The organism is Paenibacillus sp. FSL R7-0128, from assembly GCF_038002245.1.
Classification (GTDB): domain Bacteria; phylum Bacillota; class Bacilli; order Paenibacillales; family Paenibacillaceae; genus Paenibacillus_AQ; species Paenibacillus_AQ silagei.
Window position 1 is genome coordinate 6,120,395 of record NZ_JBBOCD010000001.1, and the last position, 13,059, is coordinate 6,133,453.

Genomic DNA, 13,059 nt, shown 5'->3' on the forward strand with positions numbered 1-13,059 from the left:
AGGGGCGCCCAATGACGAGTGATTCTTAACCGGAGGACCCCTGCTGCACAGCAATCTGCTCTTGCTTTCTTTCAGAATTTCGCTATACTGATACAAATCCATATTTAATCGATGACCGGGAGAGTAATGGTCTTATATCTAGTCCCCAGCGAGCCGGGTTAGTGGAAGCCGGTACAGATTAGAACCATGAAGCGCACCCGTGAGATGGACTTCTGAACCCTGAGAGTAGGAAGCCCCGGCTGAGGACCGTTAACCTGTAAGGTGGCTGAACTGTGAGGTTTAGCAACGAGAGTGGTACCGCGAGCGCACAAGCCTCGTCTCTTAGGAGATGAAGGCTTTTTTTGTCGTTATTTTATTCAGGAGGTTGTTATTCATGCCAATGCTAAGTGAGCTAATCCAAGAAAGCCTGAAGCAGTCTGTTCACAAAATCGCGCTAACTCTGAGCGTGCCCGCCATCGCTGAAATGAATGTTGCCCTGGAGCAGCCGGCGAGTGCCGACCACGGGGATTATTCCAGCAATATCGCCATGCAGCTCGCCCGCCCCCTGCGCAAAGCTCCCCTGGCTATCGCCGGGCTGATCGTTGCCGAGCTCGAAGCTTCGGGCTCTGTTCACGGACTGGTGCTGAGAACCGAGGTCGCCGGTCCGGGGTTTATTAATATGTATCTGGATTGGCAGGCCTGGGCACGGTCGAAGGGGAGTTTCACGCTGCCCCAGCATGCAGGAGGGTCGAAAGTGATTGTAGAGCATACCTCGGTCAACCCGAATAAAAGTATGCATATAGGCCACCTGAGAAACTCTTGTATCGGGGACGCACTGGTGAGAGTACTGCGGGCGACCGGCCATACCGTTGAGGTGCACAACTACGTGGATGATCTCGGCAATCAGCTGGCAGACACCGTAGCCGGTCTGCTGAATGTTCCGCTGGCGGGAGCCCATGTCCGGTTCGGGGACTATTGCTGGGACATCTATGCCGAGATTAACAAAACGTACGCGCAGCAGCCCGAGATGGTGCAGAAGCGGACCGAAATTCTTCATGCGCTGGAGGAAGGCCACGGCAACACCGCCTGGATTGGCAACCTCGTCGCCGGGCAGATCGTGAAAGAGCATGTGGAGGAGATGCGGGGGTTCGGTATTGACTACGATCTGCTGGTGTGGGAGAGCAGCATTCTGAAGGAGGGCTTCTGGTCCTCGGCATTCGAGCTGCTGTCGCAGACGGAGATCTTCGTGCAGGAGACGGAAGGCAAGCTGGCAGGCTGCTGGATTCTGAAGCAACCCGCTGAAGACGCTACACCAGACACGCTGGAGGAGCATCAGAAGGATAAGGTGCTGGTGCGCTCGAACGGAATTCTGACCTATACCGCCAAGGACATCGCCTATCATCTGTGGAAGTTCGGACTGCTGGAGAAGGACTTTAGCTACAGCGAATTTCAGAGCGGACTGTGGACGACCGGCTTGAGCGGACAGGCTCTGCCTTTTGGACGGGCGGATCAGGTCGTGAACGTCATCGATTACCGGCAGGAATATCCGCAGCAGATGGTCAAGCAGGCGCTCAAGGCACTGGGATTCGGTGCGCAGGCAGACGCGCTGCATCATGTCAGCTATGGGGTGGTCTCGCTGAGTCCCGCTTCTGCGGCCGGGCTGGGCATTGATACCTCCAGCGGCAAAAGCTCCTACGCCATGTCCGGGCGCCAGGGAATCGGCATTAAGGTAACCGAGCTGGTCCGGCTCATGGAAGACATGATTGAATCCACCCGTTCGGACAAAAACGGCCTGTCCAGCCGGCTCATCGCCACCGCTGCCATCCGTTACTACCTGCTGCGCTTCAATCTGGGCACCGAGATTGTGTTCGACTTCAAGCAGGCAATGGAAATATCCGGCAACACCGGCGTCTACCTGATGTACGCCTATGCCCGGGCGCAGCGCGTGCTTAGTAAGGCCGCTGCGGCGGGTAGCGGGAGCGGTGTTAGCGAGTCCGGCGTTAGCGAGTCCGGTGTGGGCGAGTTCGGTGTGGGCGAGTCTGGCGTTGGCGAGTACGGCGTGGGCGAGTCTGGCGTTGACGAGTCCGGCGTTGACGAGTCTGGCGTTGGCGAGTACGGCGTTGGCGAGTACGGTGTGGGCGAGTCTGGCGTTGGCGAGTCTGGCGTTGGCGAGTCTGGCGTTGGCGAGTACGGTGTGGGCGAGTCTGGCGTTGGCGGGGTACCGCTGTTCCCGGCGCAGCTCGAAGCGGCTGAGCTTGCCCTGCTGAGACAGCTCAGCTTGTGGCAAGACACACTCTATACAGCAAGCCGGGAGCTTACGCCGAATACGATCTGTAACTATGCCTATTCCCTGGCCTCATTGTTCAGTAACTTCTACTCGGCTTGCCCGATTCTTAAGGGCGGGGAAGCCAGCATTGCCTTCCGCCTGTGGCTGACCCGGAGCTTCACCGATACGCTGGGGGAAGCGCTCGACGTACTCGGTCTGCCTAAGCCGGAGCGGATGTAGACACATTGAGTCTTCATCCTCTTAAGAACCAATTACTCTAGCGGATGAATGAGCAGAACCTATGCGGGTCCGTGCAGCTTGCACAGCAACTCTCCCTTCTCCATCCGCCCACTCCTGGAGGCATCCTCTGAATTCAAGAGAATTCAAGTGTACTTATACACTAGGGGCATTAATGCCCCTCATTTCCGCTCGACGCCGACTTCCGGCACATTCTGGGGCACTTGTGCCCCTCATTTCCGCTCGACGCCGACTTCCGGCACATTCTGGGGCACTAATGCCCCTCATTTCCGCTCGACGCTGACTTCCGGCACATTCTGGGGCACTAATGCCCCTCATTTGCTCATTTTCCTCACTATTGGTGAATTCAGGAGCACTTATGTACCTCATTCGCTCATTTGGGCCGCATTCAGTAAATTTAGAGTCAATTGGTCCGTTCTAAATTGAGCGTATTAAGATCGCTCCTTGGGAATGGATGGTTTTTGAGCTTTTTTGGATTGTTATGTATTTTGCACCCCGCTTAAACAGTGGAGCGGACGGAACGATTGTGTAAAAGCGATAGCGGTCGCCTTTGTGTCCGGATTTTCACCGCTAAGGGGAATACATAAAATCTGGACACAACAGCGATTGGAACAACGGTCCGTTTGCGGAGCGTCCACCCAAGTGCCCACGTTGATCCTACTCAAAATAAAAAGGGGGTTCTCATCCTCCGGACGTCAAAACAGCCCTCCCGAAGGAAGGCTGCTGTTTTGACGTCCCGGAAGGGATACAGCCCATTCGGGCTGATTGCGAAGTATTCCTCCCGAAGCTTAGGCTCCAACGTCCCCGGCTGGCGCCAAGGGTTCTCATCCCCGGACGTCAAAACAGCCCTCCCGAAGGAAGGCTGCTGTTTTGACGTCCCGGAAGGGATACAGCCCATTCGGGCTGATTGCGAAGTAATCCTAACGAAGCTTATGCTCCAACGTCCCCGGCTGGCGCCAAGGGTTCTCATCCTCCGGACGTCAAAACAGCCCTCCCGAAGGAAGGCTGCTGTTTTGACGTCCCGGAAGGGATTCGAACCCCCGACCGTGCGCTTAGAAGGCGCATGCTCTATCCAACTGAGCTACCGGGACATGTAGGATAACGTTGTATCACTTGAAGCTTTTGAAGAGATATGTATTAACGCAACGTTATTCATTATACCTGATTCAGCAGAATTAGCAAGACCAAACTCTTCCAGTTAAGAAGCTTCCCGCAACCGCCGTCACGGAAAGCCTCCTGCTCTATGGTCAATCAGGGAAGCTGCCGGAAGTGCTCGCCCAGTTGCCGCTTCAGATCGCCGAAGATCAGCAGCTCGCGCTGGAACTTGGAGCGTTCATCCTCCGGAGTCATCACCGTACTGCCGGTGAAGCCGCTAACCGTAACGTCCTTGAAGGCATCATGCAGATTATTGTCGAACCAGTCGGTGGCCGTATCCGCATCATTCGTCAGAATCCGGACAATTTCATAGCCCTCCTCGCGCTGATCCTCAACAATATACACCAGCAGTGCGGAATCGCCCACAGCTCCAGGCAATACGCCAACCTCTGCGCAAGGCGCGCCGTCATAGTCAGTCATTCTGCGGATTTTGGCGTCTTTAATGTAATACACTTGTCATCATCCCTCCTGGCAAATTTCCCTCTCCCCTAGTGTTCGGATAAGGACATACATTTTATCCCTTCAATCGGCATATATCTGTATTACTTGGCAAAAAAGAAAGGACAGACAACAATCGCACAAAAGAGAGGATGAATCAGACATGTGCGGAATAACCGGATTTGTCCAGTGGCGCGGTGATCTTACCGGGCACTCGCAACTGCTCGTCAGAATGACCGAAACGTTAGCCAACCGCGGACCGGATGCAGCCGGAACCTGGATTTCAGGGCCTATTGCCTTCGGACACCGCCGACTCAGCGTCATCGATCCCGAGAACGGTGCACAGCCGATGATTGCCCGCCATGAGGATAAGTTATACGCTATAGTATATAACGGCGAGCTATATAATGCCCCTGAGCTGAAAAAAGAGTTGAAGCAGCGCGGGCATCATTTTCTCACGGAATGCGATACCGAGGTTCTGCTGCATGCCTACATCGAATGGGGGCCGGATTGCACGGAGAAGCTCAATGGCATCTTCGCCTTCGCCGTCTGGGACAGCTTGCGCGATCAGGTATTCCTGGCCCGCGACCGTCTGGGCGTGAAGCCGCTATTCTACAGCCAAGTCGATGATGTCTTCGTCTTCGGGTCCGAGCCCAAAGCGCTGCTGCAGCATCCCCTCGTCCAGCCGAAGGTCGGGCCGGAGGGTCTGGCCGAGATTTTCATTATTGGTCCGGCACGGACTCCGGGACAAGGGGTATACAAAGATATATTCGAGCTTCGCCCTGGGTCTGCCATGATTTACAGCCGCAGCGGAATCCGCAGCTATGCTTACTGGAAGCTGGAGAGCGTCCAGCATACCGATAACGTGGATGAGACGGCAGCACGGGTGCGCGAATTGCTTCAGGATACGCTGGAGCGCCAGCTGGTCTCCGATGTTCCGGTCTGCTCACTGCTCTCCGGCGGACTCGATTCCAGCGCCCTGACTGCGCTTGCCGTGGATTATTATAAGCGGACCGGCCAGGGCCGGGTCGATACCTTCTCCGTCGATTATGTAGACAACGATAAGCATTTCAAAAGCCATAGCTTCCAGCCCGGAGCCGACGGTCCCTGGATTCAGCGGATGGTCGACGAGCTGGACACGAATCATCACTTTATCGCTTTTGACACCCCGGAGTTGGTAGCCGCACTCGATAACGCTCTGTACTCCCGCGATTTGCCGGGGATGACCGACGTGGATTCCTCACTCTATTTGTTCTGCCAGGAGATCAAAAAGAAGGCTACAGTAGCCATCTCAGGCGAAGCAGCAGACGAAATTTTCGGCGGCTATCCCTGGTTCCACCGCGAGGAGATGTTATCTTCCGGTACCTTCCCCTGGTCAGTGGCCCCCAATATGCGTGCCGGATTATTATCGCCGGAAATCCGGGAGTGGATACGTCCGCTGGAATATTTAGGAGACCGGTACAGCGATGCGGTGGCTGAGGTACCGAAGCTTGACGGCGAGACCAGCAAAGAGGCACAGATGCGCGTGATGTCCTATCTCAACATAACCCGCTTCATGCCGACCCTGCTGGACCGTAAGGACCGGATGAGCATGGGCGTGGGACTGGAGGTACGCGTTCCGTATTGTGACCACCGGCTGGTGCAATATGTTTTTAACATTCCATGGGAGATTAAGATGGTAGGCAACCGGGAAAAAGGCATCCTGCGCAAGGCGCTGGAGGGTGTACTGCCGGACGATGTGCTCTACCGCAAAAAAAGCCCGTACCCCAAAACGCATAACCCTGCCTATCTGAACAAGGTGCGCTCACAGGTACTAAGCATTCTGGACGATCCTTCCTCCCCCATTCTCCCGCTCATTGATCCGGCCAAAATCAGAGAAATCGCCGCCTCGCCAGAGTCCTCCACCAATCTGCCGTGGTTCGGCCAGCTGATGTCCGGCCCGCAATTATTCGCTTATCTGGCCCAGGTCAACCTGTGGCTGAAGACATACAATGTGTCGATCGGCTGATGCCGCTTCAAACCAAAAACAGCGGCTCTCATCAAAGAGAGTCGCTGTTTTTATTTTACATTTTAGCAAGCCGGTCCGCCTTATTTTTCAGCGCAAATCATGAACACCGGCGTTGACCGGTACAAGACTTGCTGTTGCTCATCCAACACCTGGCCGTTCAGATTCTCTTCCGTATAGACAGCGGAGAAGCCAGCCTCTGTGAGTGCGCGCACATCCCACTCCGGCCGCCACTCTCTTGTCAGCGGTAAGGCCAGGCTCAGACGGTCAGTCTCTTCGATGTTCGTATGATGCGGAAGCTCACCATAGCCCTTATCGATATAGGCCTGCTGATCCTCTGCGTGCTTCCGCGCCATCTCTTCATCCCATAGATGACGGTTCCAGTTGGCATCGAAGACCAGCAGCCGTCCCCCGGGCTTGAGTACTCTTGCCCACTCCTTGTAGGCTGACTGCGGATCGGCAAGACTCCAAGTGACATTGCGGCACACGATGAGATCAAAGCTCTCCGCAGCAAAATCCAGCTTATGCGAGTCCATCTTGCGGAACGTTACATCGACTCCTTCCCGGCTGGAGTGCAGACGCGCCTCTTCCAGCATATTGTCTGTACAATCTATGGCCGTAACCAAATGTCCGGCGCTTGAGAGAATGACGGAGAAGAAGCCGGGACCACAGCCAATATCCAGAACATGCAGGCTGTCCTTCTGTGGAGCATGATCAAGGATAAGCTTCAGCCAGGCCTCCCGCTGGAAACCGTTCAGCTCCTTCTGGATTCCTTCACTATACAGCTCTGCTTCGCCTTCCCAATACTGTTCTACCTCTTGTTGTATACTCATTATCATTCACTCCTTCTTGGCAAGTACTGTATCTTATCATTTACTATCCACATCCAGCTGGTTCCAAAAGACAGGTGTAAACGTGGTGTACCCCGGCTTGAATCCGGTCACTCTGTGATTAGCGGCCAATATGTCATCAGGGAAATAAATCGCTGCAAACATCGCCTCCTGATACATTCTGAGGAATATGGAATCATAGGCACTCTGACGTTCCTGAAGATCCATGGCTCCGACTGCGTTATCAATCTGTGCTTCCAGCTCCGCATCAGACCATACCACAGCAGGTGCTTCAGTGGTCCGGTGGAACAGGGACAACAGGAACGAATGCGGATTATAAGCATCATCATAGGTCCGGTACAGGATGAGATCGTAAGCTTTGTTTGTCCATAAGGCATCATAATAAGCATTCGGCTCAAGCACCTGAAGCTTGACGTCAATGCCAATCTCCTTGAGTTCGGATTGAATCAGCTCACTAATGGTCTTCCATTCCGGATATTCCGCCTGCTGCAGCACGAAATTGAACTCAAGCGGGTTTCCGTCCTTCTCGGCAATTCCATCTCCATCCGAATCCTTATAGCCGGCAGTGGCCAGCAGTTGCTTCGCTTCCTCGGGATCGAAGCCGTACCATGTGTTATTGGACTCTGTGACATAGGGAACGGTCAGCGGGAACAAGCCCTTGGCCTCCTGTCCAATACCATTCATAAGATCGTTCACAATGCTTTTTTTGTTCATCGCCAAATTAATCGCTTTGCGGACATTCAGGTCTTGCAGAGCAGATGTATTATAGTTAAAAATCATGAAATGCGAGCTTGTTCCTGGTGATTTTTGCAGAGTTAGTGAGGAATCCGCTTCGATCACGGGTACACTTTCGACTGGAAGCTTTCCCATTTGTCCCCCGGCAATATCTACATCCCCGCTTTGCAGCGCCAGTACTCTGGACTGTGGATCAGGAATGACCTTCATAATAATTTTGGACAGCTTCGGCAGGTCTCCCCAATAATTAGGATTGCTGACCAGTACGGCTTCCTGATCCGTCTTATAGCTCTCTGCCATCCAAGGACCGGTTCCAATCGCCCGGACGAATGTACCGTTAATATCACCTGCTGGCTCCACTGCGGTAGGGCTGATAATCCGTACCGGTCTTGCAAAGGATAGCTCGGTCAGGAAAGGATAATACGCTTTGTTGAATGTCATAGTAATCGTATGCTTGTCTGCGACCTCAAGAGATTCCATGGCGGTAGCTACATTCAGCGAATTGGCCGGATCTTTAACCCACCGTTCGAAGGAGAACTTGACTGCATCCGCATTAAATTCCGTACCGTCCGAGAATTTGACACCCTGACGAAGATGGAAGGTATAGACCTTCCCATCCTCAGAGATGTCCCATGACTCCGCAAGCGAAGGCAGGATTTCGCCCTTCTCGCCGTACTCAACTAATCCGTCGTATATCATCGCATGTACATTCATCGAACCCTCATAGGCCCCGGCATCTAGCCGGTCAAGACCGGTATCAGCCGCTATGGCAACAGTAATCACCTTGTCAGGGGAGTCAGAGGTTTGGGCTGCTCTATCAGAATGACTACAACCTGATACCCCCATTATTATTACAAGAAGCAGGATGAATAGTGATGTTGTTAATACAGTTTTTGACTTTGAGCTGGCTCTCATTCTCTGTACTCCTTTTCTCTATCTTTTCTCCTTAAGCGGGGGTCTTGCACAGGTATCGAGGAGAGCAATTTTCTGGTATACGGATGGTCTGCCTGCTGCATGAGCCCCTCACCTGATTGCTTCTCCACAATTTCCCCTTGAACCATCACAGCCACACTGTCGCAAAAACGGTTCACGACCGACAAGTCATGTGTAATGAACACGTAGGATAATTCCAGCTCACGCTTCAATGCCTGCAACAGATCCATCATCTGCTTACGCAAGGTGACATCGAGACTGGAGAACGGTTCATCACAGATGATCAGCTCCGGACGCAGTGCAATAGCTCTGGCAATTCCGACCCGTTGCTGCTGTCCGCCGCTGAGTTCATGCGGATAACTGTGAATGTGCTTCCGCTCAAGTCCAACAAGCTCAAGCGTGTCAGCTATCAGAACTCTGCGCGCGCCTGCCTTCCTCTCCCCGTAGTTCCGCAGAGGCTCTCCAATAATTTGCTCTACTGTGAACAGTGGATTAAAGGAAGCCAGACTGTTCTGGAACACCATCTGCATCCTGCTGCGGATCTGACGCATCTCGCTGAAGCTCCAGTCTGTATAATCCATACTCCGGTACAGCGTTCTTCCAGAGGACGGTTTCTCCAGTCCCAGCAAGAGTCTGGCTAAGGTACTCTTCCCGCAGCCGCTTTCACCCACCAGTCCCAGGGTTTCTCCGCTCTCCAGACTGAAGGACACATCATTCACAGCTTGTACACTCCTGGCTTCAGATGTGAACCACCCCCTTTTCATTCCATACTTCTTATTCAGGCTTACCGCCTCCAGCAGCTTCATGGATCACCACCTCCCCAGTAGAACATGTAATTCCATAGTTGTTATCTGCAATCCATTAAGTATTTAGTGTAGGGATGCACTGGACGCGAAAAGATGTCAAAGACATTTCCTGATTCCACAATCCTTCCGGATTTCATTACATATACATAATCTGCAAGCTCGGCGACAACACCGAGATCATGCGTAATGAGCAGGATGCCCATATGATTCGCCCGTCTAATCCGGTCCAGCTCCGTAAGTATCTGTGCCTGGATGGTTACATCCAGCGCCGTTGTAGGTTCATCTGCAATAAGTAAGCTTGCCCCGGAAGCCAGCGCGATAGCGATCATCACCCGTTGGCACATCCCGCCGCTAATTTGAAAAGGATATTTATTAAATAGCTGCGCCGGATCGTTAAGGCCCGCTTGCTGCATCTGCTTCATAGCCAGTTGCTTTGCTTCTTGCCCAGTGACTTGCCGGTGCAGGGCGATCGTCTCCATGATCTGCCTTCCAACCGGAAGCACCGGATTCAGCGCGTTCATGGGATCTTGAAAAATAACCGCCATTTCTGTTCCCCGGAGCTTCCTTAGCTGGCGGGCAGAGCACTCCCTGAGGTTGTGGCCGCGAAGCCATATCTCTCCGCTATCAATGACGCCTGGAGGATCTAGCAGTCCCAGAATAGACATCGCCGTAACACTTTTCCCGCTGCCGCTCTCGCCGACCAAAGCAACAATCTGCCCGGACCTCACTTCGAGACTGACATCCTCTACAGCCCTGACTTGCTGACTTCCGGTATGGAAGCTGGTCGATAAGTGACTAACCTTCAGCAGGGTGGATTCATTGTTCATTTACCGGACACTCACCTCCCGGGTATCGTAATCACGCGCTGAGCGGCGCAAGCCTTCCCCCAACAGATTGAAGCCCAGAACTGCCAGCAGGATGGCCATTCCTGGGAAGAGCATGAGCCGCGGCTCAGTCTGAATGTAGGCACGGCTGTCGTTCAGCATCATCCCCCATTCCGGTGTAGGCGGCTGGGCTCCCAGACCAAGGAAGGACAAGCCCGCAATCGAGAGCATAATTGTACCCGTCTCCATAGAAGCCAGAACCAGAATGGGGCGCGCCGCAACCGGCAGGATATGCCTGAGCACAATTTGCAGATGCGAAGTGCCCGATGCTTTGGCTGCGGCGATATATCCGCCTTCCTTAATCTGAAGCACCAGGCTGCGGATCACTCTGGCATATCCCGTCCACCAGACGGCTGCAAAGGCGATTAACAGATTCTTCATACTGGCGCCCAACATGGCTGTAATTGCGAGCGATAGAATTAAGCTGGGAAAAGCAAGTAAGATGTCGATGATCCGCATAATCAATTGATCAATTTTGCCGCCAGCGTAACCAGCCAGTAGACCAACGGGAATGCTAATGGCAAAAACTACAGTCAAAACGGCAAATGAATAGTAAAGCGTAGTTCTTGTCCCATAGATTAAACGGGATAGCACACAGCGCCCCAGATGATCCGTACCCAGCGGATAATCCCAGGAAGGCATACTCAGCTTATGCTCCATGTGAATCTGCAGCGGGTCAGAAGGAGAGAGCCAGGGGGCAAAGAGTCCGGCGCCGATGAACAAAAGGATAATTCCTGTCCCCAGCTTCGCTCCATTATTCTTAAATAAGCTACTTCGAAACATAATACCGTACTCCTTTTACAGCGTCACCGCAGCCTGATTCGCGGGTCCAGCATCAGATGCAGTGAATCTACTGCCAGGTTAATCAGAACAACGACGACAGCCATCCATAATACATAACCCTGAATGACAATATAGTCTTTTGCAAAAATCGCCTCAATCACATACTTTCCAATCCCCGGCCAGGAAAATATAGTCTCTACGACCACAGAGCCGCCGAGAAGCCCTGCTATGTTAACCCCAAGTAAGGTAAGACTCGGAAGAAGTGCATTACGAAGCGCATGTCTGGTGATGACTCTCCATTCCTGCACCCCCTTGGCCCTCGCCGCCTTGATGTAGAGCGTAGCCAGAACGTCCAGCAGACTGGAACGAATCAAACGGATATACACCCCTGCCATGCCAAACCCAAGTGTAAAAGCAGGCAGAATGACACTGGAGACCCCATCCATTCCTGTTACAGGTAATAGCTTCAGCTTCACTGAACCATAATAAATCAGGAGCAGACCCAGCCAGTAGCCTGGCATTGATACGCTAAACAGAGCACATACTCTTCCCAGCCGGTCAAACCATTTTCCCGGATACAGTGCAGAGCCTACCCCCATGGACAGAGCTATAAGAATAGCAGCCAATAAGGAACAGCCGCTCAACAGCGCAGTAGCCGGGAAACGATTCATCAGCTCTGTGAATACCGGACGATTGCTGCTGTAGGATATGCCCAGATCGAGGTGGAGCACACGGTACAACCAATGAACATATTGCATATATACAGGTCCATCCAGACCCAGTGCAATTCTTGCCGCCTCAATGGCTTCATATGTAGGCTTAATACCATCAGCACGCAGCATAATCTCTGCAGGATCACCTGAGGTTAGGTGCATCAGCGCAAAGGTTATGACTGAGATGCCTAGCAGCACAGGAATGAGCTGCAATAAGCGTTGCAATAAAGTTCGTATAATGGCATTCAACTCCATGTCTTTAATCGTAATAATTACGATTATAACATAAAAATTTTAAATGAATAGTCCTAAAAAAAATGCTACACTGCCGCCAAATACAAAAAGCAGCCCCCCTTGAGGAGGCCGCTCTGTGCATCTACAGCTTATAATGCTCTATCTGTCAGCTTAGAAATTGAAATTATCCGGGTCCGGGCCGAAGCGGTGGTTCTGATTCAGCTCCTCGATGGCTTTAACATCCTCATCGCTGAGTGTGAAGTCGAAGAATCCGGCGTTCTCGATGATCCGCTCCTGATGGACCGACTTCGGAATGGTGATGACACCCTGCTGCAGATCCCAGCGCAGAACAATCTGTGCTACCGTCTTGCCGTAACGCTCTGCCAATTCCTTCAGCAGCGGCAGGTCCAGATTCCCCTGCATGAGCGGACTCCAGGCTTCCAGCTGGATATCATGCTCCCGTGCATACTTCAGCAATTCACGCTGGGTCAGCAGCGGATGGAATTCCACCTGGTCCACCACCGGCACCACGCCGCTGTCCTCGATGATATCCTCCAGATGATGCGGCTGGAAGTTGCTCACCCCGATGGATTTGACCAGTCCTTCCTTTTGCAGATGGATCAGCGCTTTCCAGGTTTCTTTATATTTACCGGCCACCGGCCAATGGATCAGATACAAATCTACCTGCTCCAGGCCCAGCTTCTTGCGGCTAACTTCAAAGGCCTTCAGTGTCGATTCATACCCCTGATCCGGGTTGCGGACCTTGGTGGTAATAAACAGCTCTTCCCGGGGGACTCCGCATTCACGGATTGCCTGCCCTACACCCTCTTCATTGTTATAGCCGGCAGCCGTATCAATACTGCGGTACCCCGTCTCCACCGCAGACTTCACCGCACGGATAACCTCCTCACCATCCTTGGTCTGCCATACGCCAAGACCCAGCCACGGCATAGTTACTCCATCGTTCAAGGTAGGCCCGCCTGTAAATGGTGCGTTCTTCTCACTCATATCGATACCCT

General features: G+C 52.9%; 10 protein-coding genes, 1 tRNA gene, 2 pseudogenes and 1 other annotated feature. Of the genes and pseudogenes, 3 read left to right on the forward strand and 10 right to left on the reverse strand.

Annotated elements, in window-relative coordinates:
* The first annotated feature begins 102 nt into the window (after positions 1-102).
* Positions 103-325, forward strand: a binding site (T-box leader).
* 54 nt (positions 326-379) lie between these two features.
* Positions 380-1,363, forward strand: a pseudogene (gene argS, locus NST26_RS34100) (arginine--tRNA ligase domain-containing protein); the annotation flags it as partial.
* A gap of 735 nt (positions 1,364-2,098) precedes the next feature.
* Here the strand turns inward: argS and NST26_RS34105 are convergent.
* A pseudogene (locus tag NST26_RS34105) lies at positions 2,099-2,218 on the reverse strand (hypothetical protein); the annotation flags it as partial.
* On the opposite strand from NST26_RS34105, the gene NST26_RS34110 reads away from it, so the two are divergent.
* The gene (locus NST26_RS34110; RefSeq protein ID WP_445323382.1) at positions 2,174-2,485 is read left to right on the forward strand and encodes a DALR anticodon-binding domain-containing protein; all 312 of its coding nucleotides are present in this window, start codon (positions 2,174-2,176) and stop codon (positions 2,483-2,485) included. The pseudogene NST26_RS34105 and the gene NST26_RS34110 sit on opposite strands and share 45 nt — an antisense overlap.
* Before the next feature lie 1,035 nt (positions 2,486-3,520).
* On the opposite strand, the gene NST26_RS25805 is transcribed toward NST26_RS34110, so the two are convergent.
* Together NST26_RS25805 and NST26_RS25810 are read right to left on the reverse strand one after the other, a co-directional pair.
* A tRNA-Arg gene (locus NST26_RS25805) sits at positions 3,521-3,594 on the reverse strand.
* Positions 3,595-3,754: 160 nt separating this feature from the next.
* On the reverse strand, positions 3,755-4,111 hold the full coding sequence (locus tag NST26_RS25810; protein WP_036726047.1) for a hypothetical protein: 357 nt from the start codon (positions 4,109-4,111) through the stop codon (positions 3,755-3,757).
* A 148-nt stretch (positions 4,112-4,259) separates the two neighbouring features.
* Between NST26_RS25810 and asnB the strand changes: the two genes are divergently transcribed.
* Positions 4,260-6,104 carry an asparagine synthase (glutamine-hydrolyzing) gene (gene asnB, locus NST26_RS25815; protein WP_340980156.1) on the forward strand — a complete coding sequence of 615 codons (1,845 nt, stop codon included), beginning with the start codon at positions 4,260-4,262 and terminating at the stop codon, positions 6,102-6,104.
* Positions 6,105-6,184: 80 nt separating this feature from the next.
* Here the strand turns inward: asnB and NST26_RS25820 are convergent, their stop codons facing one another.
* The 7 genes from NST26_RS25820 to NST26_RS25850 form a co-directional block, all read right to left on the reverse strand.
* A complete protein-coding gene (locus NST26_RS25820) occupies positions 6,185-6,934 on the reverse strand; it encodes a class I SAM-dependent methyltransferase (RefSeq protein WP_339311361.1) in 750 nt (249 codons plus the stop codon).
* Between the two features lie 36 nt (positions 6,935-6,970).
* A complete protein-coding gene (locus NST26_RS25825) occupies positions 6,971-8,401 on the reverse strand; it encodes a nickel ABC transporter substrate-binding protein (protein ID WP_340980157.1) in 1,431 nt (476 codons plus the stop codon).
* Between the two features lie 197 nt (positions 8,402-8,598).
* Positions 8,599-9,426, reverse strand: a complete 828-nt coding sequence (locus tag NST26_RS25830) for an ATP-binding cassette domain-containing protein (RefSeq protein ID WP_340980158.1) — start codon at positions 9,424-9,426, stop codon at positions 8,599-8,601.
* Positions 9,427-9,467: 41 nt separating this feature from the next.
* Complete coding sequence (locus tag NST26_RS25835; protein WP_340980159.1) at positions 9,468-10,253, reverse strand: ABC transporter ATP-binding protein; 786 nt, start codon at positions 10,251-10,253, stop codon at positions 9,468-9,470.
* On the reverse strand, positions 10,254-11,093 hold the full coding sequence (gene nikC / locus NST26_RS25840) for a nickel transporter permease (protein ID WP_340980160.1): 840 nt from the start codon (positions 11,091-11,093) through the stop codon (positions 10,254-10,256). It lies immediately after the preceding gene.
* A gap of 23 nt (positions 11,094-11,116) precedes the next feature.
* Positions 11,117-12,061, reverse strand: coding sequence for a nickel ABC transporter permease (gene nikB, locus NST26_RS25845; protein ID WP_340980161.1), 945 nt, complete (start codon positions 12,059-12,061; stop codon positions 11,117-11,119).
* Positions 12,062-12,211: 150 nt separating this feature from the next.
* Positions 12,212-13,048: an aldo/keto reductase gene (locus NST26_RS25850; protein WP_209876846.1), complete on the reverse strand. Its 837-nt coding sequence runs from the start codon at positions 13,046-13,048 to the stop codon at positions 12,212-12,214.
* Positions 13,049-13,059: the final 11 nt, after the last annotated feature.